Here is a 25,614-nt window from a genome sequence, read left to right on the forward strand (position 1 = left end):
TACTTAAATGTCGTAAATGATGTGTGCCGCTTATACAAAGTAATCAACCCGGCCGTCACTATTACTAGTCTGTTCAGGCACGTCGACCTGAGCAATCGCTATATCGTCCGCATCCTCAGCAAACTCACCGCCAACTCCATTGCCGAACCCCTGGTTGTCACTAAAGGCGCCCGCCTGTTGCTGTCCGTCGCTCTGCTGTTCACTGACATTGGCATCCGCCAGTTGGATGCCCTGTTCCTGCAGCAACTCACGTAAGCGCGGTAAACTTTGTTCAAGGGCCTCACGCGCCTGCGGCGTGGTTACCTGAAAACTCACCGATGCCTGTTCCTGGTTCATATTCAGACGAATACTTAAGCGCCCAAGATCCGGTGGATCAAGGCGCATTTCTGCCGCCTGGGTGCGGGTATTGAACATCACGGATATGCGTTCACGTAATGTATTTGCCGCGCCTGTACCGAGGATATCCACTGCCTGCTGGGTTTGCCGGGCCGCTTCAAACGCACTCAGGTTAGAGCGCTCGCTGTTTTGTGTCGCTTGAGCATCACGATTTGCGCCGGCCTGATTTAATGCCTGATTAAAATTGGATGCGGTATTCGCATTTCCTTGCTGACCACGGCCATCGTTTGCGTTCGACGCCGGCGTCATCTCGCTGACCATGCGGCGTAAGCTTTCAAACTGACTGTCTGTGGATTCGCCATCTGCTGACTCAGTCTGTGCCTGCACTAAAGCTTGTAATTGGTTGCGTAACTGCTGAGCCGCTTCGCTCATTGCCATTGCCGCAGGTGGCAAATTTCTGCCCCCTAAGGTTCCGCTTTCGCCAGCCAGACCTTCACGACGGTTCTGCGGCATCAACTGTTGCTCGATATGCTCATTCAGATCCTGCATAAAGGCTGCAAGCTTACTGTTATCGATGCTACTCAGGCTTATTTGCTCTGAGTCAGACAACTGCTGCAGCATACCCGCAAGACGATTTTGTGTTTCAGGATCCTGCAGATCCAGATTCTCATCCGCCAGCAACTCTCGCAACTGACCAAGCAAGTCGGCCAATTCGCCATCAGCCTCTTTCTCAAGCTGTTCTAACTGAGCGACCAGTTCAGCCTCAGTGACGGCCTCTTTACCGCCATCAATAAGTTGGCTGAGTTTCTCCTGCAAGCCAGCCAGGGCGGCTGAATCGAGTTGCTCCAGTTCGCCCATCAACTGGTCAATATCCAGCACGTCACCGCTTACCATTGACGAGTCGAGCTGTAGCTTTTCAAGCAGTCCAGCCAGGTCGCCATCTACGCTGTCCAAAGCCTGTTGCAACTGAGCTTTGAGATCGTCTAACTGGCCTTCACTGGCCCCACCTTCAGCCAGCGATTTGATTTCACTAATCAAATCAAGCCAGCTTTCATCGGATACGGTATCACCCTCTTCAAGTTTCAGCTCAAGCTCCCCCAGCTTTTGCTGAACGCCAGCAACGGATGCTTCATCCGTTTTCGTTGCTTTGCCGTTATTCTCGCCGTTGGTGGACCCTGTGCTGGTTCGACGGTCCTGTTCACCCTGTGTGTTTTTCACACTGGACTGGTGGCCAGCATTGGCCTGACTTAACTGGCTTGAGAAGCCGCGATCGTCGTTGGCTTGCTGCGTGCCAGGCTGACGATGCTGGTCTACGGACGACTGAGTCGACGTAGCTGCTGATGGCGTCCGTCCTACGTTCATGTGTTGCATTGCATTACCTCTTCGGCCATGTCAGGGCCTGACTAATCTCTGAGTAAAGAAATGCAATATCCATTCCAACGTTGGTTATAGAGTCTGACTAATGTTTCTGCTGTTTCAACCGTCGCATAAAGCCTTGAGTTGCATATTCGTCAGCCGTCGCCTGCTCTCGTCGGTTCTGTCGCAAAGCCGCTTGCTGTCGTTTTTTCTCCAGCAAATGCTCAATGGCTTTGCGTCGCTGTTGCTTTTCAACCCAATACTGCTGACGGTCGGTCACGACCTGTTCCAGTCGCTGCAATTTAATCCGCTGCTGGCCAATACCTTCATCCAGTTTGCCAATAAACGCGTGGTAATGGCCGAAACGCATTGACTGCAGGCCACCCTGGCCGCGCTCAAGAGCGCTGTTCAGATACTCGGTACGATACTGCTCAAGACCAGCCAGTCGACTGCGCTGCATTTCACATTGCTGACGCGCCTGCTGTAAGCGAACTGCGGCCTGGTCTTCACGTTTCTTTTCCATATCGAGAACCAGGTAAAGTGACTTGTCCTGCATCGTTTACCTCCGGTAGCTAGCGTACCCGCTCAGCAAGTTGAGCCAAAACTGACACGCAGTCATCAAAAGGCGAGACATCGAGCATGCCCTGTTGCAGAAATCGCTCCACCATTGGCATTAACTGGATCGCCTGGTCAACACGCGGGTCGGACCCTTTCGCATAGGCACCAATACTAATCAGATCACGATTTTGTTGGTAACTGGAATAAATCTGCTTAACCGCCATCGCATTCTGTAAATGCTGTGGCGAAATAACCTGTGGCATGACCCGGCTCACCGACGCCTCTATATCGATAGCCGGATAATGGCCCTGCTCGGCCAAACGCCGACTAAGCACGACATGTCCGTCCAATATAGCGCGCGCAGAATCCGCAATCGGGTCCTGCATATCATCGCCTTCCGTAAGTACCGTATAAAACGCGGTGATAGAGCCTTGCCCCTCACCACCATTACCGGCTCGCTCCACCAACGCTGGCAGACGGGCAAATACCGAAGGCGGATACCCTTTGGTCGCCGGGGGCTCACCAATTGCCAAAGCAATTTCCCGTTGCGCCATCGCATAACGGGTTAACGAATCCATCAGCAAGAGTACATTGAGGCCCTGATCACGAAAATACTCGGCGATCTGTGCTGCGGTTTCGCACCCGCGTAAGCGCATTAACGGCGACTGATCCGCTGGCGAGGCAATGACAACACTGCGACGGCGGCCTTCTTCACCGAGAATGTCTTCAATAAATTCTTTTACTTCGCGGCCCCGTTCACCAATTAAGCCGACCACGATAACGTCAGCGGTTGACCCTCTCGTCATCATCCCCAACAGCACACTTTTACCCACACCACTGCCGGCAAAAAGCCCCATGCGCTGACCTTTGCCTACCGTTAGCAACGCATTGATAGCGGTGACACCGACGTCCAGCGGTTCACGCACCGGGCGGCGCGCTAACGGGTTTATCTTTTCTCGTTGACGGGAACCACGGCGGGCTGTCTCTATCGGGCCCAGTCCATCAAGCGGGTTACCAGCACCGTCAATCACTCGCCCTAAAAGCTCAATCCCTAGCGGAATGCCGGCCTGGTCGAGCAAAGGACGCACTTTTGCACCCGGGATAACACCATGGGCGTCATCCGCGGGCATCAGATAAAGGACATCGTCATCGAAACCTACCACTTCGGCGATCACCTCGCCCTGACTGGTTTCCACCGAGCACAGCGAGCCGATTGAGGCACGACAGCCAATGGCTTCGAAGGTGAGACCAACGACACGGGTCAAACGGCCACTAGTTTGCAGCCGGGCTGGACGAATATATTGCTGACGAGCGGCTAAGCGACGCTCCAGTTCATTCATTGCGCCCATTGCTATCGCCTTGTGGTTGCTCCGTTGCTGACTGCTCTGTTGGTTGGGGGGCCTGCCCGGAGTCTGCCGCTTGCTCCGCATCCGCTGCCTGTTCAGCCTGTGCCTTTTGTTCAGCCTCGGCGTGTTGCTTGCTTCGCTGTTGCTCAACCGCATCGACCTGAGGCTCAGAGCGAATGGGCTGGCCATCCGAACCTTTCAGCCCCTTAATGTAATACTTAAATACATCGTTGATACGTGACTCAAGGGTCGCATCTACTCGTGTAACCGGGGTCGTCACCACACATCCGCCGCGCGTCAGGCTCGCGTCCTGTTCGATGCGCCATCCCAAGTCAGTCAGCTCCTGCTCATTCCAGCGCTGCTTAATGAGCTCAACATCTAAGGGGTGCAGTGCGATTTTCAGCTGACCTGCCTGTTCACTCAGATCCGCCACCGCGTGTTGCACCACATGCTGAATAATACTCGGGTTGGTCTCGACCTCATGCATACAGATCGCTTGCGCCAGCGTCGCGGTCAGAGTGACCAGTTGACGTTCGACACCTTCATTGATTTGCAATGCAGGTTGACGCATGTGTTCGAAAAGTTGTTGCCAACGCAGACTCAGTTCCTGCTGCAATTGTTCGCCGGCCGCGGCAGCTTCCGCTTCCCCGGCACTCTTACCCGCTAACAGGCCTTCGTCATACCCTTGCTTAAAGCCCTCTTCATGACCGCTTTTCAGGCCTTCTTCACGGCCTTCCGCGACCCCTTCCTGGCGCGCCTCTTCACGAATCGCTTCGAGCATCTCTGCGGTCAGTTGGGGAGCTTCGTCTTCCTCTTCTTCCGGTTCTGGTTCCGGCGGTTCAAACTGCCAGCGCATCGGTTTGTTTACCGCATTGCGCCGCATTGAGGTAATGTATTCGTCGCTGGTTATATCAGGATATTCCCAACGTGCAGGCTGGTCGCCCTTTTGAGGGCGGCGCGAATCACTCATACCCGCTCCTCAATTAGAATAAGAATTCTTCGTTGCTACCACCACCAAGCATCAGTTCGCCTGAATCTGCCAGGCGGCGTGCTGTCGCCAGGATATCTTTCTGTGCTGCTTCGACATCACTGATCCGTACTGGCCCCATCGCCTCCAGATCATCCTGTAGCAGTTCAGCGGCACGTTTTGACATATTGCGGAATATTTTTGCCTTAAGCCGATCGTCAGTACCTTTCAGCGCTTTCTGCAGTACTTCACCTTCAACTTCACGCAGCAGCGTCTGAATACCACGATCGTCGACATCGATAAGGTTCTCGAACACAAACATAAGATCCTGAATCTGCTGGCTGAGTTCTTCGTCCTGCTCGCGAATTGAATCCATCAACGGACCTTCGACTGAAGTATCCAGATAGTTCATGATATTTGCAGCTGCTTTCAAGCCGCCCATTTTCGCAGCCTGAGCGCCTGACTGGCCGGCAAACTGTTTCTCCATAATCTCGTTCAACTCCTGCAATGCAGCTGGTTGTACTTCTTCCAGGTTGGCAATCCGCATCATCAAATCCAGGCGCACTTTTTCACTGAACTGGGCCATGATTTCTGCCGACTGTTCAGGGTCGAGGTAGGATAAAACAATGGTTTGTATCTGCGGGTGCTCATTACGAATAAGCGTGGCAACCTGCTTGGAGTCCATCCATTTAAGCGAGTCCAGACCTTTCGAGCCACTGCCCATAACGATCTGTTCAATAAGGTTACCGGCTTTGTCTTCACCCAGAGCAGCGGTAAGTGCTTTACGCACAAACTCTTCACTCTTGAAGCCAATGGTGGTGAATTCCTGAATCTGTTCAAGGAACAGGCTGTGTACCGCGTTAACCTTTTCCTGACTGAAATCTTCCAGACTGGCCATCGCCATACCGACCCGCTGGACCTGTTTGGGTTCCAGGTGCTTTAAGATCTGTGCCGCGTCCTCTTCAGACAAACTCAGTAGCAAAATAGCGGATTTCTCAACGCCACTCAGTTTATGGACATCAAAAGCTTCGTCTTCTTCGATACGAGCAAGCGTACGACGTTTTGTTTTAACATCAACTTCAGACATCTTCGTTCAACCACGCTTTTACCACTTGTGAGGACAACTCTGGCTCATTCGCCACCAGAGCACGAACAGCTTTTAGCAGATCCTCATCTTTATGCAGATCCGGCAACTGTAAAGTGCCATCCGGCGAGAAGCCGATACTGTCGCTGTCAAATTGTTCAGTTAGCATATCGATGGTTTCATCGCCGAGATCTTCATCCCGCGCCAGCAACTCATCGATACCATCGTCCGCTGTTTCGTCTGGGTAAATCAGCTTACGCAGCATCGGACGAACGACCGTCATAATCAGAACGGTAATAACCAGAACACCAGCGCCAAGTCGAACCAGACGCCAGAACCATGCTTCTTCCCACCAGGCTTCACCAGCCTCGGCAAATAATGGTTCGTTGATAAACGGAAAGGCAACCACTTCAACATTGTCACCACGGTTAATGTTGTACCCCACCCCGGCCATCAGCATGCGGCGAATATTTGCCAGCTCTGCATCTGAGAAGGGTTCACGTACTTCTTCGCCGTCCGCATTGGTAGTGGTGCGATAATCCAGTGCTACAGAGACACTTAGGCGCTCCAACACACCCACTTGCTGACGCGTGTGGCTGATCGTCTGGTCAAGTTCATAGTTGCGGGTTTGCTCGCGATGATTGCGTCCCGGTACCACGGCGCCCGCCATGCCGGGGCCTACTTCTTCCGGAATATCCGATTCCAGGGGCGGCTGGTTACTCAATGCACCGGGAATTCCGCCTACCGAGCTGCCCACTGTGTTGTCTTCAATAATCATTTCTGAGCGAACAGCGGGTAAATCGGGGTTATAGGTTCGCTGAGTTTGCTCAACCTGGGTAAAGTCCATGGTCACGTCGACTTGCGAGGTGTAGTTACCATAACCCAATACCGGTGACAAAATGTTGTCGATCTTATCCAGATATTCCTGTTCGCGTTGCCGCGCAATTTCGTATTCACGGCGCGCCTGAGCGGAAAGCTGGTTGCGCGAACCGGAGTGTAACAGGCGACCATTCTGGTCGGTCACTGTTACCTGACTGGTTTCTAACTGAGGAACTGCCGACGCCACCAGATCAACCACTGAGTCGATCTCTTCACGGTTTAACTGGGCGCGGCGGATGTTCAGCATGACACTGGCACTGGGTTGCCGCTCGCGACGCGCAAACACGTTCTCGCGCGGAACCGCCAATAAGACGCGCGCCTTATCGACCGACTGCATTTGTTCAATAGTACGTGCTAACTGCTGTTCGCGGGAATGCTTCAGTCGTTCAGACTCAAGACGCTGGGACACACCGAAGCCCGGATCCTGCATCAGGAAATCATCACCCGTGCTGGCATGGGCAGGACCCATGCCCTGACGGGTCATCTGCAGACGAATATCCGCATAGCGGTCCGAGCGCACATACACGGTATTGCCTTCAACCCGATATTCATGGCCGTTGGCGTCCATGAAATCCAGGGTTTCAACCAATTCCGCGGTTTCCAGCTCACCCAGCGGACGGTAATCCGGCTCTTGTACCCAAAGCATGATAAAGATCGCGATGGCGACACATATCGCCAGCGCTACCACAATTATGATCTGACGCAATGCATCAAAGTTACCCAACCCGCTGAGAAAACCAGATTTCTGCTCTTCGCTCGTCGCGCTGTCGCCTGACCCTGAATTGGCCGGGAAATCTTGCTTGCCTGCGACCAGATCTGTGGACTCTGCCATGCTTTAAACTCCTACTTCAAACGGCCCACTTAGACTGGCATGTTCATGATTTTTTCGTACGCATCAACTACTTTGTTACGCACTTGCACACCCGCTTCAAAGGCGATGCTGGACTTTTGTGCCGCAATCATAACTTCTGCCAGGGACACACTGCTGTCACCCATTTCCATACGGTTACGCAACTCACCGGCTTCCATCTGCAAGCCGTTAATATTATCAATGGCTGATTTCAGCATGCCGCCAAACTCGGTCTGTGACTGATTGCCAGCATTAACACGATCGAGTTGACTTGCCTGCGGTTGCATTTCCGCCAGCATGTTTTGCATTTCACCGTATAAGTGGTCGCTTTTGATGTTCATGGAAGGTTCCCCCAAAAATTCTTAATGCCTGGTAGTGTCAATTTTTAGTCGCCCAGGCTTGTAATGCGCTTGTGATGACGAAGTGCTGCAAAATAGACGCCAACTTTACGATCAATTTACGATCTAAGGAAGATCGATTCCCTGATCGCGCATCTGCGCCAGTTTGTAGCGTAACGTCCGTGCGCTAATTCCGAGTTGCTCAGCAACATCCTTGCGTTTGCCATTACAACGATTCAGCGCATCCAGAATGATTTGTTGTTCTTGTTGTTTAAGTTCACTGCCCAGGCGCTCTGGTGTCGCTCTATCCACCGGGTCAGCATGCGAGTCTGCTGCCAGACCCGGTTGCGCCGACCCCTCCTGCGCTTCAGTGGTCGCTGCCGGGGCATCGTCGGCATAGGAATCATCCAGCAGCAGGTCATCCGCTTTGATCTCGCCGTCGGTAAAGAGTATCAGCGCCCGTTGAATCACATTCTCCAGTTCTCGTACGTTGCCCGGCCAGCTATAATTCTGCATTTTGCGCCGCGCACAGTCGGTTAATACCGGTGCAATCTGACCCGCTCGCTCACAGTGCCGTGACAATAAATGCTCGGCCAACGGAATGATGTCGCCGGCACGGTCCTGCAGCGGACGCCAACTGAGTGGGAATACGTTTAGCCGATAATACAAATCTTCACGGAAAACGCCATCCGCCACAGCGGCCTTGAGATCGCGGTTACTGGTCGCAATAATCCGCACATTCAGTTCTATCGTCTTACGCCCGCCAAGTCGTTCCACCTGGCGTTCCTGCAAGACCCTTAGCAGCTTCGACTGTAAGGCCAGATCCATTTCGGTAATTTCGTCGAGCAGCAAGGTGCCGCCCTGGGCCTGTTCGAATTTACCGGGCATTGCCTGTACAGCGCCGGTAAAGGCCCCTTTTTCGTATCCGAACAAGGTCGCTTCTAACATGTTTTCCGGGATCGCCGCGCAGTTGATAGCAATGAAGGGCCCTTCACTGCGTGCCGATTGTTGGTGAATATACTGCGACAGAACTTCCTTACCCGAGCCACTCGGTCCGGTGATCATCACAGTGGCATCGGTGTTGGCAACCCGTTTCGCCAGTTTGAGCATTTGCTCACTGTAGCTGTCCCCCACCACCGGCTGACCCTTGGTCGTAGAACGAGGTGGTAAGTAACGACTTACCAGCTCCAGCAAGCGCTCAGTTGAAAACGGTTTACTAAGATAGTCCAGCGCACCAGCACGCATTGCGATCACCGCATCATCGACTTTCGCGTACGCCGTCATCATCAGAGTTGGAATCACCAACCCCTGGCTTTGCATACTCTGCAACAGTTGCAAACCGCTCAGGCCGGGCATCTGTACATCGGAGATGACCATATCAATGGCTTCGTCTTTTAAGGTCAGTAACGCCTGCTCCGCAGAGTCAGCCGTTACGCAATTAAACCCTTCCAGCTCCAATGTATCGACAATGGCTTCCTGCAAATTTTTATCATCTTCCACGATCAAGATCTGACGATCATCGGTCATTTACTGTTCCCCCTGATAACGAGGCAGGACAAACCTGAATGTGGTCCCCTGACCTACCTCACTACGTACCTGTACATCCCCCTGATGGGCTTTCGCTACCGATTTCACCACCGCTAAGCCAAGGCCTGTGCCCTGTGACTTGCGAGTGAAAAACGGGGTAAATATCTGTTCTACATCAGCGCTGGCAATACCAGGGCCGTCGTCACTCACGCCTATATACAGCTCTTCGTCGTCTGTTTGTGCGTAGAGCACTACCCTACAGCCTGCACTGCACGCTTCAAATGCATTTATAATCAAATTTTGCAGCGCGCTGGTCAAGGCCGACTGGTTACCCAGAAAAGTGGCATCCTGCTCAGCTGGGACTACTTCAAAACTTATCTGAGTGCGTTCAGCGATGACTTCGACCTGCTCGCGCACGGTTTCTAATACCGTGTTCAGTTGCAGTCGTTCAACCGGGAGTTGTTCGCCACTTTTGGCAAACAGCAGCATATCATTGACCTGCTGCTCAAGATCCTGCAGCCGGGCACTTAGCTTGGAGGAGAATTTGGTTCGTTGTACCAACGGCAGATTATCGCGGCATAAATTCTGCGCATACAGCATAGCGGCGGACAACGGGGTACGGATCTGATGGGCTAGCGACGCCACCATCCGGCCCATTGCGGAGAGACGCTGCATCTGGCTCACCCGAGCCTGCAAGGCACGTGTTTCCGACATATCGGTAATCACGATTAGCTGCCCGGGATGCGGACTTAAGGCTGATATATCAAGCCGTACCCGGCGCCCGGACACCAACGACACTTCGTGCCCGTCGTCGTCGCGTGGGGCAAAGGTATGCGCAATAATTTCACGCCATAGCTGACCCACCAGCTGGGTATCCAGCAATTGCACGGCGGCAGGATTAGCGTGACTAATACAGCCGCGTGGATCCAGCATAACGACACCATTTGGCATCGCAGCCAAAACGGCATCTAATGGCAGTTCTGAAGAAATCGCAGTTGCCTGCGTCATGATAATGTCCCCCTACAACTCAGGGAACGAGAGAATGCAACGGTTATGCCAGCTTGTGGGACTGATTTTTGACGCCAGCCTTCTACTCATCCCGTTTCAGGCTGTACTTACGCATTTTTTCTACCAGCGTGGTTCGACGCATTTTCAAAAGCTCTGCGGCTCGCGCCACAACCCATTCCGTTTGGTCCAGGGCCTGCTCGATTAAATCAACTTCAAGCTCACCCAGAAGCGCCTTAAGGTCAACACCCTCGGCAGGTAATTCGGTTCGTCCGTCTTGCGCGGACAGGCCTTCGCTCATGCTGTCGTCACTAAAGAGCGCATTCAAAGCATCCCGTTCATCGAGCCCGTCGACATATTCGGCAACAAACTGTGGCGCATCAACATGCCGGTATTTCACCGGCAGATCATGCACATCGACCACTCCGTCCGGATGAGTAATGCTCATACGTTCAATTAAATTAGCCAGTTCCCGTACGTTACCGGGCCAGTGATGCTGACACAACGAGGCCGTGGCATGGTCAGTGAACTTCAGCGTTAAGCCCTGATTGGTGTGCAGCCGCCGCAGCAGCTCAGTGACTAATAGCGGGATATCTTCCTGACGGTCGCGTAGCGAGGGCATTTCAACCGGGAATACATTGAGCCGATAATAAAGATCTTCGCGGAACTGGCCATGCTTGATCATGTTATCCAGTTTGCGGTGGGTGGCAGCAATAATACGGACATCCGCCTCAATTGGACGTGAGCCGCCGACCCGTTCAAACACCCGTTCCTGTAATACCCGCAGCAGTTTTACCTGCATCGGCATTGGCATGTCGCCGATTTCATCCAGAAACAGCGTGCCGCCCTGGGCCATTTCAAAGCGCCCTTTACGGGTACTGATAGCACCGGTGAAAGCGCCTTTCTCGTGCCCAAATAATTCACTTTCCAGCAAATCGCCTGGAATAGCACCGCAGTTAACCGGAACAAAAGGGCCTTCATGGCGCGAGGACAGTTCATGGATACTGCGTGCGGTGACTTCTTTACCTGTGCCTGACTCGCCCAGAATAAGTACATTCGCCTGGGTCGTGGCAACCTGAGTAATCAGGGTACGGACCTCTTCAATGCCCTGACTCTGGCCAACCAATGCACGCATTAATTCGAGATGATGCCCTTCACCCAGCATACTATTAGCGGGAGTTGGCCGTTGCCGGTGGTATTCATGGCAATAATGGAGTAACTGGGTTAGCTCGGAATAATTCACGCAACTACTAATCTGTCCAACCACATTGGCAGACGACAAGGTTGCGCCGGCTCTTTCTTCAGTGACCAACACAGGAACGCGCGGTAACTTTTTGGCCAATGCGGAGGCATCGGGCACGGCCCCTACGACCATGCAGAACGGAAAACCATTTTCTTTAACTTGCTTTTCTAACTGACTGGCAGCCAGTAATCGCGGACGTTCACCAATAAATTCGAACAATGATGCCAGGCGTTGACAGCGTTCGTCCGACTCATCGATTAAATAAATGGTTTTGTTATGTTGCATCCACTAGCCTTATGACGCTGGTCCAAAGTAAAATCTGCAGCTTCCACTCTGCAGATAAAAACCGTCGGCTTCCCCTTTTTGTGCCGGAGTCACCAATTCAGCCCACTGATAATACACGTTTCTGTGGACGCGCGCCAAAAAACCGTCACGAATTTGAATAGCCGGTTGTTTATTATGCAGAATTAGGGGATGTGACTCGCTAAGCTGGTATCGTTCCCCAGTGTTAGTGCTTACTTCGATAACCGATTGCGGAGTGTCGCCCGCCTGCCAGTCAACCACCACAAAAGGTAAGTCCTCGACTTCAATGCGCACTTTTTCGGCTGGAGTTTTAAGGTAGTAGTCGTCGTTTTCTTTCCATAACACACTGGCAAAAAGCCGGACCAGGGCCGTTCTGGTGATTTCGCTGCCCTGATAAAACCAGCGACCATCCTGCTTAATACAGATGTCGATGTCGCCACAGAAGGGAGGATTCCACTTTTCCAGTGGTGGTCGTTGGTAATCGCTGAGCGACCCCTGCAGGGTTTTAAGATCGACCATTACGCACTGAGCTTGTTTTGCCGCAATAAGTACCAAAGGGTTGCTTCGGTACGGTTCGAAACCTTAATCGCTTTAAAGATGGCCGATAAATGCACCCGAATGGTGCCCTCGGTGATGCCCAGAATATTAGCGATTTCCTTGTTCGACAGTCCCTGTGCCAGCAACTGCATGATTTCTTGCTGACGGGGTGATAAATGGCGCTCAATGTCGTTGCGCGCACCATGCCCGGAGCTCGTGTTGCTGGTTTCTGCTGGTAAGTACTCCCGCCCTTGCAGTAAGCCGTGAATCGCCAGTTTCATTTGCTCGGCTACCGAGCCCTTGCACAAATAACTGCGTGCCCCCTGAACCAATGCATGACGGATATCCGCATTGTGCTGTCGCCAGGTAAACAGCACAATGTGACTCTGGGGCGCCAGACTATACAACTTCTGGGTAACATCCCGGTGATCAAGGTCAGGCAAATCCAGCTCAGCAAAAATCATGTCATAGCTTTCGCCGCTGGCGAGGTAGTTTTGCGCAACAGCAAAGCTATCCGCTTCGTAAATAGAGACTTTCTCGCTATAACTGGTTAGCAGATGGATCAACCCTGAACGCGTCAAAAACTGTGGATCTAGAATAAGTATTTTCATTGTAACCAAGCTTCGCTATTGTTATTTGATGTTATCTGCAATTGGCAGAGGTCACAGCGTACATGTTGTAACCACTAGGGCATCCTGCCCAGCGCGTCAAACTCAACAGATAACGTAAAAACCTATCTGTTTAACTTTCCGCATAGTGATTAGGTCATGCTAATTTTTATTACTTTAACAAATATCCTATACCAATGTTAAGGGCTTTCGCTGCAACTTTCCTGCTCAGCGTCTTTTTACTGACCGCCTGCACTCCCCCAGATGCGTTACAGCGTAGCCATCAGCTATCGCCTTCGAGCTTAATGAATGCCCGCTTCAGCCCAATGGGGACGCTTGCAGTGGCGACGTTAGAGCAAGTGGCGGTGTACAATAAAAACGGCGAATTAGAGGCCTTGCTTGAACTCCCTCCAACGGAGGGTAGCTGGAATCTGACCTGGCTCACGGCGGGGCAGTTGGCTATAACAGATGATAAGCATGTCTATAGCTGGGATTACCAGCAGGCGAAACTGGCCGGTCCCTGGGTCAGTTCGCAGCGGATGCGATTGATTGACGCTCATCAGCACCAGCTTGCTCTGGCCTTCGACGCGCCGGTCCTGGAATGGCTGCACTTCAATGATGCTGGCCATCCGATACATCGTACAACGATTGAGGTTGCCGGACGGATTAGTCAGTTGCACTTCGATAACGACGGCGGACTGCTGGTTGCGGATGAAAGTGGCAGATTAAGCTATTTGCAGGGAGCAGACCGCGACCCACTGTGGACCATTCAGTTCGCCAATATGCACGTCGTCCAGTCGATTGCCTCGTCCCCGGAGCAGGTCGTGGTGGTGACTCAACCGCCGGGCGACCGTTTTGCCACGGGCAGTGGTCAGCAAATTGTACAGATCGATAGAAATAGCGGTAAAATTAACCACCGCGCCGATCCAGCTGTCGATGGTCAGGTTGCCAGCCTGATGACTGAAGGGCAACGGCTATGGCTTGGCAGCAGCGGTAATTGTATGTATCTGCACAGGCTACAACGAACAACGAGCGCTCACTGTTATCCGCGCCCGCAACGTCTTGGTCGACAGACTGGGCAGGTTATTGCGCTGCATGTAACGGACACTAAAGTGTACGGGGTTACCTCAGCCGGATACCTGCAAGTTTGGCAAAAAAAGGATATAGTCTCTCCACTCTGAGGCTCAAAATATTGAAACTAATGATGAAACTTCGACATTGCACAGCCCTGCTCGGGCTCCTGGTGGCGTTATATACGCCTTTAAGCATCGCTGAAAGCCAGCTTTACCATAATTTTACCGGTTATACCTTCACCGGTGAAATGGGCCCGGAAACGAATTTACAAAGCTTCACCCACATGGTGGTTGAAGACGGCCGGGTCGCCGCTATTGGCGGTGATGAATTGCGCGAGCAGTTCCCTGATGCGCGAGCACATAACCTTGCCGGCAGAACTCTGTTGCCAGGTCTGATTGACTCGCACGGACATGTTCAGATCCTTGGCGAAAACCTTATTCAGGTGGACTTACGCGGCATCAATAACCGCACCGCCACGGTGGCCAAAGTTGCCAACTACGCGGATGCGAATCTGGAACTGGACTGGGTGGTCGGACGCGGTTGGAACCAGGAACTCTGGCCGGTGACTGATTACCCAACACGTCAAGACCTTGACGAACTGATCAATGACCGACCTGTGTATCTGACCCGCGTAGATGCCCATGCCGCCTGGGTTAATACAATGGCGCTGGAAATGGCCGGAATCGACGCCGATACACCGGATCCCGATGGTGGCCAGATTATTCGCGACGAGGAAGGTAACCCTACCGGTATTTTAATTGATACCGCGATGGCACTGGTTGGCGACACCATTCCGGAAGTCACCGAGGAAACGCGACTGGGCGCGCTTAAAGTTGCACAGGAGCATTTACTGGAACTGGGTCTTACTCAGGTTCTCGACGCCGGAGTCAGCCGCCAGGGGCTGGATGACTTCAAAGCGATGAATGAAAACGATGAGCTGAAACTGCGGATAAACGCCATGGTTGCAGCCACCGATCCGGACCTGTATGCAATTCTGGACGAAGGTATCTACCTTAGTGACAACCACCGTCTGCGCATCGGCAACGTAAAAATGTACGGTGACGGTGCACTTGGCAGTCGCGGCGCGCGCTTAATCGAACCTTACTCCGACGATCCCGACAACTACGGGTTGCTAATCACCCCGGAAGAGCGTGTGCGGAGTTTATTTGAGCAGGCGCATGAGGCTGGTTTTCAGATCAGCTACCATGCGATAGGTGACTATTCCAACCGTCTGGCGCTGGATGAATTTGCCCGCCTTGCGGACGAGGAAGAGAGCGGCAGCCTTGCCGCCTATCGCCACCGTATTGAGCATGCACAAATTGTTCAGCTTGAGGACATTCCCCGCTTTAGTGAACTGGGTATTATTCCGTCGATGCAACCGACCCATGCGACCAGCGACATGAATATGGCCGAGAATCGCATCGGTGAGCAACGAATTGCCGGAGCGTATGCGTGGCGTCGCTTTATCGATAACGGGTCGATTATCGCTGGCGGCTCAGATTTTCCGGTTGAACTGGCGAACCCCTTCTATGGTATTCATGCGGCGGTGACCCGCCAGGATCGTCATAACCAGCCAGTTGAAGGCTGGCATCCAGAGCAGGCGCTGTCGTTACTGGAAACCATGCGTAGCTTTACTATTGACGGTGCCTGGGCGGGCTTTGCTGACGAGTACTCAGGGTCGTTGCAGGTCGGCAAGTATGCCGACTTCATTGTCGTCGACCGTGACCCGTTCCGCACCAGTAATAAGGACTTATGGAAAGTTCAGGTCCTCTCTACCTATGTCGGTGGTGAACGTGTATTTCATACCACCCGCTAAACCAGCAAAGGCGTCTGTTGCCAGACGCCTTTTTTGAGTATGCAGACCATGACTGATACCTTTTTATTTGCTGACGAAAACAACGCTTCCGCGGCAGCACCGCGTAAATCACCGTATAAAATATTAATTGTCGACGACGATGATGAAATTCATGTCATCACCCGCATGGCATTAAGTGATTTTCAGCTGAATGGCCGTGGTCTTGAGTTTATTTCTGCTTACTCCGGCCAGGAAGCACAACAGGTATTGCAGGAGCAGGAGCAGATTGCCTTAGTCCTGCTTGATGTAGTCATGGAAACTGACCACGCTGGTCTTGATGTCGCGCGCTGGATCCGTGAAACCCTCAAAAACCGCCTGATACGCATTGTGCTGCGTACCGGCCAACCCGGGCAAGCGCCGGAAGAAGAAATCATCGCACGTTACGAGATTGACGACTACAAAGAAAAAACCGAGCTCACCTACCGTAAACTGGTCACTTTGATGTACTGCAGTTTACGTGCATACCGCGAGCTCTTGCGCATTGAACGTAACCGACAGTCCCTTGAGCAGATCATTAAAGCCTCAGCAGAGCTGTTCAGCGCCTCCTCCGTACGTGAACTAAGCCGCGGTATTCTGGCGCAACTGGTAACGCTGGTAACCCACGCCGATACTGCCGCTTACTGCAGCGTGGACGGCCTGACAGCGAAAAGCAGATCAAACGGCTTCGAAGTCCTCGCTGCCACTGGCCATTATGCCGGCGACGAAGGGTCACGCCTGCAGCAGCAGGTCGAACACTCGGTAATAGAAGCCCTGGTGCAACGTCCTGAACCGGTCTCTTTCGTTATTCATCAGCATGACTACTATGGTCTGTATAAAACCAGCAACGGTCGCTCTTACCTGCTTTTTATCGAAGGGATAGTCAAAGATGATGCACCGAATGATGAACTCAGTGAGCATGATCAACATCTGCTGGAATTATTTATGAATAATACTGCAATTGCCTTCGAGCATGCCAAAGATCACAATCTGGACGGCTAGCGCCGCTTCCCTTTTGTCAGGAGCATCACAACCATGAAACTGGATGACATTCGCCGCGATTATCAGCGCCAGCAGCTGCAGCGCAAAGACCTCGCTGAAGACCCTTTACTGCAGTTTGAGCGTTGGTTTGATGTCGCTAAGCTGGCTGAGCTAAGCACTGATCCGACCGCTATGGTTGTGGCAACCAGTGGTGCAGACGGCCGCGTCAGTCAGCGGGTGGTTCTCCTCAAAGAATATGACCAGCGGGGATTCGTGTTCTACACCAACCTGCAAAGCAGAAAGGCACGCCAACTCAGCGAAAACCAGCAATGCTCAGCGCATTTCGCCTGGTTGCCGCTCGAGCAACAAATTAGCATCGAGGGACAGGTTGAGTTTTTATCTGACGCAGAAAATGCTGCCTACTTTCACAGCCGCCCCCGCGCCAGCCAAATTGCAGCCTGGGCATCGCAACAAAGCCAGACAATCAGTGACCGTGCCCACCTGGATGCACAATACAAAGCACGCGAAGATGAGTTTGCCAGCCACGACGAAATTCCGTTACCGCCCTTCTGGGGCGGCATCCGCATTAAACCCAGCTACATTGAATTCTGGCAGGGCCGGGCCTCTCGCTTGCACGATCGTTTTAGCTACCAACGACAGCAAGACGGCTGGACACTGCAACGGTTGCAGCCTTAATCGTCCTTCGGTGTCGGCGGGGTAACAGAAAATCGCTGCGCGGCGCGCTGAAGACGTCCCCAGGTGGCGTCATCTAACTCGACACCCTGTTGCAACTGGCAGGCGCGGTTAGCCAGGGCCCGCTCCCCGGGGATGCGCACCGGAGAATCAGAATCGAGTGGCGGACACGCCTTACAGCGCGCAACCAGGTCATCGGTCACACGCAGGAAATCGGCTGTTTCACCAAAAGCGGACGGGTCCAGAACCTGAACGAAAAGGGCGTTACTTTCGCCGTCACTGGCGCCGTCTAAACGACCATAATTACTAAGCGACATGGTCCAGATTTCACTCATCAGACACAAGCCATAGCCTTTGTAACCAAGGTCAGTCCCACCCAGAGGAAGTATGGCCGCGCCCTCCCCCTCGATATAATCAGCAGGGTCGGAAGACAGTTGGCCGTCCGCACGTACAATCGCCTGCCAGGGTAACGGCTGCTGACGCTCCCAGTACTGACGAATTTTACCCGCCGCAGTCATTGAGAAGCTCATATCAAGTAGCAAAGGTTTGTCTGATGTTGGCACCCCAATCGCAAACGGATTCGGCGAAAACACCGGCGCTTTACCTCCAAAGGGCGCGACGCTCGCCTGCGCTGGGGTTGAACAGAGCAAACTAATTAATAACCCCTGCTCAGTCGCCAGTTGCAAGTAAGCAGCCAGGCTGGCAACGTGCTGGGCCCGGCGAACAACTATAGTTGCAGTCCCTGCATCACGCGCCATGTCACATGCCTGGCGTACAGCTTTGGCGGCAACGAAGGGTCCTGGCAAAAAGTTGGCATCCCAGCTTGCTACCGCTGCCCGCTGTTTCAGTACGCTGATATCGCCCTCGCCCCTGGCCTGCCCCTCAGCCAATAGTTTGGCGTTGAAATAAAGGCGTTTGTAGCCATGGGTGGAATAGCCAAGCAGGTCGCCTTCGAGCAGGTACTTGGCGGTATCAGCAGCAATATCCGGGCTGGCACCAGCGGCGGTTAATACCGACTGGCCAAAATGAAGCAAATGTTGGGCGTCAAAACGGGGCATAGGTCATTCTCTTTTGCGGTAATTGAGCGAAACTTGACTGAAAAAGCAGTGTAACCTTAAATTGGCGCTTGGTCAGCCGCACTCCATTGGTTAAGCTGGTGGGTCTACGTGTATCCTGGAAAAGTCAGTAAAAGGACCGTCCATGAAGAGAATTGCAGTCATCACCAGTGGAGGTGATGCCCCCGGCATGAATGCCTGTATTCGGGCTATTGTACTTACCGCCAGCCAGCATGATATTGAAGTGATTGGTTTTCGGCATGGGTTTCGCGGCATTGTCGAGGATCTGAATCAGCCCTTGCATCCAAATGACATGCGTCTGGTCAGTCAGCGCGGTGGCACTATTTTACTCAGCTCTCGCTATCCCCAGTTCAAGGAAGTCGATGCCGCGCGCCAGGCTGCTGCCGTCCTCGACCAGCACGACATTAGTGCACTGGTGGTGATTGGCGGCGATGGTTCCTTTCGTGGCGCCCATCACCTTGATCAGTACTGGGATGGCCAGGTCCTTGGCCTGCCAGGCACCATCGACAATGACTTAGCCGGTACCGACACCACCATTGGCTTCACCACCGCCGTAGACACGGCGATGGAAGCCATTGACCGCATTCGTGAGACCGCCGAAGCCATGGCACGAGTGTTTCTGATTGAAGTCATGGGCCGCCATGCCGGGTTTATCGGTTTGCACGCAGCGATTGCAGGCTCCGCCGAAGCGATGCTTGTACCTGAACTGGAACCTCAACCTAAACTGGCCGACCTGGCAGATAGCATCAGGCGCGCACGGCAGGCGTTTCCTGACAGCAGTTATCTGATCGTTGTTTCGGAAAATCTATGGCCTGGCGGGGTTGAAGAATTAGCCCGCCAGTTAACTCAGGCAACCGGCACCACCTGCCATTCCGCGCCGCTTGGCCATATACAGCGTGGCGGCCGTCCTAACGCGGCTGACCGCATTCTGTCGATGCAATTAGGTCAGGCCGCGGTGCACGCTGTGCTGGACGGAATAAGCGGTCACATGATCGGTGTCGAGCAGGGACACGTAGTACGGGTACCACTGCATTTGACCTTTGAGCGCGATAAACAACTGGACTCTCGCCTGGTCGACTTGCAACTTGGCTTGCAACAGCTAAATTTTGCTTCAAATGTGGTGAAAGAATCCGCATAATTGCGCCCCATTTTGATGTTCAATGGAATGCTTAACCAGAAGCTAACCAAAAGGTAATACGCATTGTCACAACCTATCGACTTTAACGTCAGTCTAAGTGAACCGGTTCGCGCCTATTTTGGCGCTGACATCGCCAAACAGGTGTTTCCGGGCCATACCCATATTATCGGCTTTGGCTTCGACGGCACCGCCTGTTTTCGTAAAGGCACCCGTCATGGACCAGACGGGTTGCGCTCTATCTCCGAAGACATCGAGTCGTACTCACCCTATCAGGATTCTGATCTGGACGATTTTGTGTTCTATGACTTAGGTAACCTGGAGCTGGGCGAAAAAGCGGACGTTGAGGCGCAATGGCAGCACGCCACGGATGACTTTAACCGTATCTTTAACGGGGTAAATCTGGCCGCTGACGATGTGCGTATTATGACCCTCGGCGGTGAGCATTCTATTTCGTACGCACCTATAGTCCGCTACCTGCAGCAGTATGACGATCTGGTTCTGCTCCATCTGGATGCACACGCCGATTTGCGCGATGGCTTTGAAGGCTACCATTATTCCCACGCCTCGATTATCCGCCGCGTACTCGACCATTTTGGCCCCGGTCATCAGTTAATCCAGTACGGCATCCGCTCAGGCACCCGTGACGAGTATCGTTACATGCACGAGCACAAAACCGTGCGGACATCGCGCCAGGACTTCCTCAACAGCGTGGCGGCGATTCCGCCGGAGCGACCGATTTATTTAACCCTGGATCTGGATTACTTTGACCCTTCATTTTTGCCAGGGACAGGTACGCCCGAACCTGGTGGCGAAGACTTTCATTCGTTTGTCAGTCTGGTCAAGCTATTAGGTGAGCGCAATCTGGTCGGCTGCGATGTAGTCGAGCTGTCACCGCAAATTGACCCTACCGGAAACTCCGATGTTTTCGCCGCTAAAATAGTGCGCGAGCTGTTAATAACCTTAGAAAAAGGACGCCGTCCATGACCACTGACCTGAATGAATGGAGCATCGAGCAGGCTGAAGAACTGTATGGTGTTAACCGCTGGAGCTCCGGCTATTTTTCGATCGGGGACAACGGCAACATTCATGTCAGCGCCAACCATCGTCGGCCTGATGTGAAAATTGATCTTAAAGAGGTGATCGACGAAATGGTCGCCGAAGGCATTCAGTTCCCTGCCGTTATCCGCTTCCATGATGTCCTCCGCTCACAGGTGGAAATACTCAACGAAACCTTCCGCGACACCATCCAGCAGGCCAGCTATCAGGGTAAATATGTCGGTGTCTACCCGGTTAAAGTTAATCAGATGCGGGAAGTGGTTGAAGAAATTATTGATGCCGGCGAACCCTACAACTACGGGCTTGAAGCGGGTTCCAAACCTGAACTCATGGCGGCGATGGCCTACAACGAAAACCCTGAAGCGCTGACTGTTCTCAACGGCTATAAAGACGAAGATTACCTGACCCTGGCATTACTCGGCCGCCGTCTTGGGCGGAAAATGATTGTGGTGGTGGAAAAGTTCTCTGAGCTGGAAATGCTGGTCGCTCTGGCGCAGAAGCTCAATATTGAGCCGATGATAGGCCTGCGCAGTAAAATGATGGTGAAAAGCCAGGGTAAATGGGCCAGTTCCAGCGGTGAACGGGCCAAGTTTGGCCTGAGTATTGCTGAAATCCTCAACGCCATCGACTACCTCAAAAAGCACGATATGCTGCACTGTGCCAAGCTGTTGCATTACCATATTGGTAGCCAAATTTCTGATATCCGTAAAATCAAAGAAGCGGTCACCGAAGGTGCGCGGTTGTACGCGAAACTGGTGCAGATGGGCGTGCCGATGGAGTACCTCGACATCGGCGGAGGCCTCGGCGTCGACTACGACGGCACCAGCTCAACCACAGACTCCTCACGCAACTACTCGACCGAGGAGTACATTGCTGACGTGGTTTATGGGGTTAAACAAATCTGTGATCTGGAAGACGTGCCCCACCCTAACCTGGTCAGTGAAAGCGGTCGTGCTATTACCGCCTACCACAGTATGGTGGTGACCAATGTGGTGGGCGAAATAAAGCCCGGCGGCACTGAGTTTGATATCAGTCCGACTGAAGGCGAGCACGTGTTGGTAAGCAATATGCGTGAGCTGATCGGTGATGACAAGACTCACCCTCAGGAACGCTATAACGACGCCGCCAGTTTTAAAGAAAGTGCCTATGAAGCGTTCAAGCTCGGTGTCGTTGATCTGCCGGAAATAGCGAAGATCGATGTTATGTACTGGCAAATTCTCACCGATATTCATCATTCACTGGACCGTGACAGCTTTGTCATTCAGGAACTTGAAGCACTGGAAAATACCCTGGCCAGCCAGTACCTGGGCAACTTCTCAGTTTTTCAATCCGCTGCCGATACCTGGGCAATTGGCCAGTTATTGCCGATAGTGCCAATTACCCGGCTGGATGAGAAACCCAGTGTCCGCGCCTCTATCGCCGACATTACCTGTGACAGCGACGGTAAAATCAGCAAGTTTATCGAAGGCACTCAGGTCAGTGAGAACATTCCGTTGCATCCGTTGCGTAAAGACGAACCCTACCATATTGGTATGTTCCTGACTGGTGCGTATCAGGACGTAATGGGCGACATGCATAACCTCTTTGGCCGCCTGACAGAAGTGCATATTTTTGCCCACGACGAAGAGCCAGGTGACTTCTATATTGAAGAGATAGTGCCGGGTAACTCCGCCGCACGTGTGCTGGAAACCATGCAATATAATACGGATTACATGGCAAAAGTGGTCAAAAAAGCGGTTGATCAGCAAATTCGTAAGGGTGGCCTGGCTCCCCGTGAGGGCGTGCGCTGGACCGATTTTTACGAAAAGTGCCTCGATGGGAGCACCTATCTGCGCACATAAAAGTCGCAAAACGGGCATTTCCTGAGCAATCAGACGCAAAGCCTTAAAAAGCGTTTGACTTGCGCCGCCGTTTTGCGTTTAATTGCACCCACGCCCGGATAGCTCAGTCGGTAGAGCAGAGGATTGAAAATCCTCGTGTCGGTGGTTCGATTCCGCCTCCGGGCACCATTATTATGAGAAACCCACCTTTTGGTGGGTTTTCTTTTATGTGCCCCGGCGTCATCTTCGATTACGAAATGCATCCATGCATTTCGCCCTGCGGGCCAACGCTGCGCGTTGTTCAAAACCGCTCCCAGCGGTTTTGTCCGCCTCCGGGCACCACTATTTAAGGAAGCCTGTCCATTTGGACAGGCTTTTTTTTGTGCCCCGGCTAAATTTGCTTGCAGTACATATTGGATGAACGTAGGGTGCTGGTTGGGCGTTCGTAGCCAAGAGGACTCAAGATGCACCGCCTGGTCACCCGATTTTCATTTTCCCCTTATATTTTACCCAGTGTTTATGTGCTTCTTACACTGGTTGCTGTCAGTGACGCGTTAACCCGGCAGGGGTTCGCTCATGGGCTGCTTTATATCCCCCTGGTTCTGCTCGCAGCGTTCAGTAACCAGCTGCGCCATCTGGCTTTTGTCAGCAGCCTCGCTATTTTGCTGACCTGGGTTGGCCTATGGTGGGCGCCTTCTCCATCCGCCGGTTTCAGTCTGACATATGTGGTAGCCAATCGCCTGGCAACCACGGTATGTATTCTGGTGGTGGCCGCCCTCAGCTATCTGGCGCTACGTTATCAGACCCGGCTAAGCCGTCTGTTTGCAAAGCTCAACAAGCAACAACGCCAGTTACGGCGCACCACCCAGTTGGCCAAAGTAAGTCAGTGGAATTACAACCGCACTACCGACAGCGTGCGGATGAGCGGCGCCATCGCGCGTTTAACCGGGGTAGCAGATAATCAGTCAATCCCCCGTACCCAGTTCGCCGCCCGCTTCTTCGGCGAAGGGCGACTCATGCTTGAAGCGATGAAAGAAGCAGAGGCCCTGCCCAACGCACGAAGTTATGAGAACCGCGAAATAGAAGCTGTGTTTTTGGATAGCAATAGTCGTAAACGCTTTGTCCGTCTGCTCGCACACCAGGAAAAAGACGGCGATGTGCATGGAATTATGCAGGACGTTACCGATCTGCGTTTAAAAGAAATGCAGATTTCCCAGCAAATGGAGCGCTACAGGACGATTGCAGAGGAAGCGCCGATTATTCTCTGGCAGGCGAATGCCCAGGGAGTAATCTATGAAGCAAACGACTCCTTAACCTCAACGGTGGGGGGAGACCGCACCGCGGTGGTCGATAAATGGATTGACTATATTCACCCCCAGGATCAGGGTCGCACTGTTAGCCAGTGGAACAAATGTTTGCGCTCAGGCCAACCTTTTCGAATGGAGTACCGCCTGCGCCATGAAGATGGCAGCTACGCCTGGTATCTGGCAACCGCTAAACCTGAGCGGAACGAACAGAATCAGGTGACTGGCTGGATTGGCGCCACCATCGATATCGATTACCTAAAGAATAATTCGGCCCTGGTCAGCAGCGAACTATAAAAACCATAAAAAAGGCAGGCCATCCTGGCCTGCCCTGTTCAACATCCGCTGTTAGTAAGCAGTTTGTTAACCAAACTGCTCTTCTTCCGTAGAACCAGTTAAGGCGGTGACTGACGAGGTGCCGCCCTGAATGACATTGGTCAGATCATCAAAGTAACCCGTCCCTACTTCCTGCTGGTGAGAAACGAAGGTATAGCCTTTCTCGGCCGCCGCGAACTCGTTTTGCTGCAGCTTCACGTAGGCAGTCATGTCATTGCGCGCATAGTCATAAGCCAGCTCGAACATGTTGTACCACATGTTATGCACACCCGCTAAAGTAATGAACTGGAAGCGATAGCCCATGCTGGCCAGCTCGCGCTGGAACTTCGCAATGGTGGCGTCATCCAGGTTGCGCTTCCAGTTAAAGGACGGTGAGCAGTTGTATGCCAGCAGTTTACCCGGGTACTTGGCATGAATGGCTTCGGCAAACTGACGCGCCTCATCCAGATCTGGTTTGGCAGTTTCACACCACAACAGGTCGGCATACGGGGCATAGGCCAGGCCTCTAGAAATGGCCTGCTCGATGCCAGGTTTAACCCGGTAGAAACCTTCTGCGGTGCGCTCACCGGTAATGAAGTCCTGATCATTCGGATCAACGTCATTGGTAAGTAAGTCCGCTGCGTTGGCATCGGTGCGCGCCAGAATCAGGGTCGGCACGTCGGCAACATCAGCTGCTAAACGCGCCGCGACTAACTTCTGCACCGCTTCCTGAGTAGGGACCAAAACCTTGCCGCCCATATGGCCGCATTTTTTCACCGAGGCCAGCTGGTCTTCAAAATGAACACCGGACGCGCCAGCTTTGATCATGCCCTGCATCAGCTCGTAAGCATTCAGAACGCCACCAAAACCCGCTTCTGCATCGGCCACAATCGGGGCAAAGTAATCGATGTAGTTGTCCTCTTCGGCGTGGACCCCTTTCGACCATTGGATCTGATCCGCACGACTGAACGAATTATTAATCCGGCGTACCACTTCCGGTACTGAATCGACCGGGTACAACGACTGATCCGGGTACATAGTGCCCGAGGTATTGTTGTCCGCCGCAACTTGCCAGCCTGATAAGTAAATCGCCTGAATGCCTGCTTTGACCTGCTGTACTGCCTGGCCACCGGTTAAGGCACCCAGTGCGTTGACATAGTTTTTGCCGAACTTCTCCTGTGCTTCACCGTTGACCAGGCGCCACAGTTTATTGGCACCGCGTTTGGCCAGGGTATGCTCGACCTTCACCGAGCCGCGTAGCCGAACCACGTCCTCTGCACTGTAAGTTCGCTCAACACCTTCCCAGCGCGGATCTGTCGCCCACTCGTGTTCCAGTTCGCGCACTGCTTGTTGAAAATCAGTTGAAGTTGCCATAGTAAAAGTCCTGTT

At 52.9% G+C, this 25,614-nt stretch carries 22 protein-coding genes and 1 tRNA gene; 9 read left to right on the forward strand and 14 right to left on the reverse strand.

The genetic code is table 11. From position 1 onward, the window contains the following. Window positions 1-30: 30 nt before the first annotated feature. The 12 genes from CWE12_RS12260 to CWE12_RS12315 form a co-directional block, all read right to left on the reverse strand. A complete protein-coding gene (locus tag CWE12_RS12260; RefSeq protein WP_126790006.1) occupies window positions 31-1,707 on the reverse strand; it encodes a flagellar hook-length control protein FliK in 1,677 nt (558 codons plus the stop codon). Between the two features lie 88 nt (window positions 1,708-1,795). Further along, window positions 1,796-2,248: a flagellar export protein FliJ gene (fliJ, locus tag CWE12_RS12265; protein ID WP_126790007.1), complete on the reverse strand. Its 453-nt coding sequence runs from the start codon at window positions 2,246-2,248 to the stop codon at window positions 1,796-1,798. 16 nt (window positions 2,249-2,264) lie between these two features. Next, window positions 2,265-3,599 (reverse strand): flagellar protein export ATPase FliI, encoded by a 1,335-nt coding sequence (gene fliI, locus CWE12_RS12270; RefSeq protein ID WP_126790008.1) that lies wholly within the window; start codon window positions 3,597-3,599, stop codon window positions 2,265-2,267. Next, window positions 3,583-4,566 (reverse strand): flagellar assembly protein FliH, encoded by a 984-nt coding sequence (gene fliH, locus CWE12_RS12275; RefSeq protein ID WP_126790009.1) that lies wholly within the window; start codon window positions 4,564-4,566, stop codon window positions 3,583-3,585. The genes fliI and fliH overlap by 17 nt, the downstream gene beginning before the upstream one ends. A 13-nt stretch (window positions 4,567-4,579) precedes the next feature. Beyond that, window positions 4,580-5,650 carry a flagellar motor switch protein FliG gene (gene fliG, locus CWE12_RS12280; protein ID WP_126790010.1) on the reverse strand — a complete coding sequence of 357 codons (1,071 nt, stop codon included), beginning with the start codon at window positions 5,648-5,650 and terminating at the stop codon, window positions 4,580-4,582. Continuing rightward, window positions 5,643-7,358, reverse strand: coding sequence for a flagellar basal-body MS-ring/collar protein FliF (fliF, locus tag CWE12_RS12285; protein WP_126790011.1), 1,716 nt, complete (start codon window positions 7,356-7,358; stop codon window positions 5,643-5,645). Before fliF ends, fliG begins: the two co-directional genes overlap by 8 nt. A 29-nt stretch (window positions 7,359-7,387) precedes the next feature. Then, entirely contained in the window at window positions 7,388-7,717 is a 330-nt protein-coding gene (gene fliE, locus CWE12_RS12290; RefSeq protein WP_126790012.1) for a flagellar hook-basal body complex protein FliE, read from the reverse strand. Between the two features lie 123 nt (window positions 7,718-7,840). Next, the gene (locus CWE12_RS12295; RefSeq protein WP_126790013.1) at window positions 7,841-9,241 is read right to left on the reverse strand and encodes a sigma-54-dependent transcriptional regulator; all 1,401 of its coding nucleotides are present in this window, start codon (window positions 9,239-9,241) and stop codon (window positions 7,841-7,843) included. Next, window positions 9,242-10,249 (reverse strand): sensor histidine kinase, encoded by a 1,008-nt coding sequence (locus CWE12_RS12300; protein ID WP_126790014.1) that lies wholly within the window; start codon window positions 10,247-10,249, stop codon window positions 9,242-9,244. An 82-nt stretch (window positions 10,250-10,331) separates the two neighbouring features. Next, window positions 10,332-11,774, reverse strand: coding sequence for a sigma-54 dependent transcriptional regulator (locus CWE12_RS12305; RefSeq protein WP_126790015.1), 1,443 nt, complete (start codon window positions 11,772-11,774; stop codon window positions 10,332-10,334). 9 nt (window positions 11,775-11,783) lie between these two features. Beyond that, the gene (locus CWE12_RS12310; RefSeq protein ID WP_126790016.1) at window positions 11,784-12,311 is read right to left on the reverse strand and encodes a DUF1285 domain-containing protein; all 528 of its coding nucleotides are present in this window, start codon (window positions 12,309-12,311) and stop codon (window positions 11,784-11,786) included. Continuing rightward, entirely contained in the window at window positions 12,311-12,940 is a 630-nt protein-coding gene (locus CWE12_RS12315; RefSeq protein WP_126790017.1) for a LuxR C-terminal-related transcriptional regulator, read from the reverse strand. The genes CWE12_RS12310 and CWE12_RS12315 overlap by 1 nt, the downstream gene beginning before the upstream one ends. Window positions 12,941-13,242: 302 nt before the next feature. On the opposite strand from CWE12_RS12315, the gene CWE12_RS12320 reads away from it, so the two are divergent. Genes CWE12_RS12320 through pdxH form a run of 4 tightly spaced genes read left to right on the forward strand, consistent with a single transcriptional unit; the run spans window position 13,243 to window position 17,519 of the window. Beyond that, window positions 13,243-14,118 carry a hypothetical protein gene (locus tag CWE12_RS12320; RefSeq protein WP_126790018.1) on the forward strand — a complete coding sequence of 292 codons (876 nt, stop codon included), beginning with the start codon at window positions 13,243-13,245 and terminating at the stop codon, window positions 14,116-14,118. Window positions 14,119-14,138: 20 nt separating this feature from the next. Next, window positions 14,139-15,827 carry an amidohydrolase gene (locus CWE12_RS12325; protein ID WP_126790019.1) on the forward strand — a complete coding sequence of 563 codons (1,689 nt, stop codon included), beginning with the start codon at window positions 14,139-14,141 and terminating at the stop codon, window positions 15,825-15,827. 48 nt (window positions 15,828-15,875) lie between these two features. Next, on the forward strand, window positions 15,876-16,844 hold the full coding sequence (locus CWE12_RS12330; RefSeq protein WP_126790020.1) for a DUF3369 domain-containing protein: 969 nt from the start codon (window positions 15,876-15,878) through the stop codon (window positions 16,842-16,844). Between the two features lie 33 nt (window positions 16,845-16,877). Next, on the forward strand, window positions 16,878-17,519 hold the full coding sequence (gene pdxH / locus CWE12_RS12335; protein WP_126790021.1) for a pyridoxamine 5'-phosphate oxidase: 642 nt from the start codon (window positions 16,878-16,880) through the stop codon (window positions 17,517-17,519). Here pdxH and CWE12_RS12340 read toward each other — a convergent pair. Next, window positions 17,516-18,574 carry an Ldh family oxidoreductase gene (locus tag CWE12_RS12340; protein ID WP_126790022.1) on the reverse strand — a complete coding sequence of 353 codons (1,059 nt, stop codon included), beginning with the start codon at window positions 18,572-18,574 and terminating at the stop codon, window positions 17,516-17,518. The two genes, pdxH and CWE12_RS12340, sit on opposite strands and share 4 nt — an antisense overlap. Before the next feature lie 142 nt (window positions 18,575-18,716). On the opposite strand from CWE12_RS12340, the gene CWE12_RS12345 reads away from it, so the two are divergent. The 5 genes from CWE12_RS12345 to CWE12_RS12365 all read left to right on the forward strand — a co-directional run bounded on the left by CWE12_RS12345 (window position 18,717) and on the right by CWE12_RS12365 (window position 24,207). After that, window positions 18,717-19,730: a 6-phosphofructokinase gene (locus CWE12_RS12345; protein ID WP_126790023.1), complete on the forward strand. Its 1,014-nt coding sequence runs from the start codon at window positions 18,717-18,719 to the stop codon at window positions 19,728-19,730. Between the two features lie 63 nt (window positions 19,731-19,793). Then, window positions 19,794-20,714, forward strand: a complete 921-nt coding sequence (speB, locus tag CWE12_RS12350; RefSeq protein WP_126790024.1) for an agmatinase — start codon at window positions 19,794-19,796, stop codon at window positions 20,712-20,714. Further along, a complete protein-coding gene (gene speA, locus CWE12_RS12355; RefSeq protein ID WP_241984206.1) occupies window positions 20,711-22,627 on the forward strand; it encodes a biosynthetic arginine decarboxylase in 1,917 nt (638 codons plus the stop codon). Before speB ends, speA begins: the two co-directional genes overlap by 4 nt. A gap of 92 nt (window positions 22,628-22,719) precedes the next feature. Then, a tRNA-Phe gene (locus CWE12_RS12360) sits at window positions 22,720-22,795 on the forward strand. A gap of 275 nt (window positions 22,796-23,070) precedes the next feature. Next, complete coding sequence (locus tag CWE12_RS12365; protein ID WP_126790025.1) at window positions 23,071-24,207, forward strand: PAS domain-containing protein; 1,137 nt, start codon at window positions 23,071-23,073, stop codon at window positions 24,205-24,207. 66 nt (window positions 24,208-24,273) lie between these two features. Here CWE12_RS12365 and aceA read toward each other — a convergent pair whose 3' ends face one another. Continuing rightward, window positions 24,274-25,599: an isocitrate lyase gene (gene aceA / locus CWE12_RS12370; RefSeq protein WP_126790026.1), complete on the reverse strand. Its 1,326-nt coding sequence runs from the start codon at window positions 25,597-25,599 to the stop codon at window positions 24,274-24,276. Window positions 25,600-25,614 lie beyond the last annotated feature (15 nt).

This window comes from Aliidiomarina sedimenti (assembly GCF_003986955.1).
Classification (GTDB): domain Bacteria; phylum Pseudomonadota; class Gammaproteobacteria; order Enterobacterales; family Alteromonadaceae; genus Aliidiomarina; species Aliidiomarina sedimenti.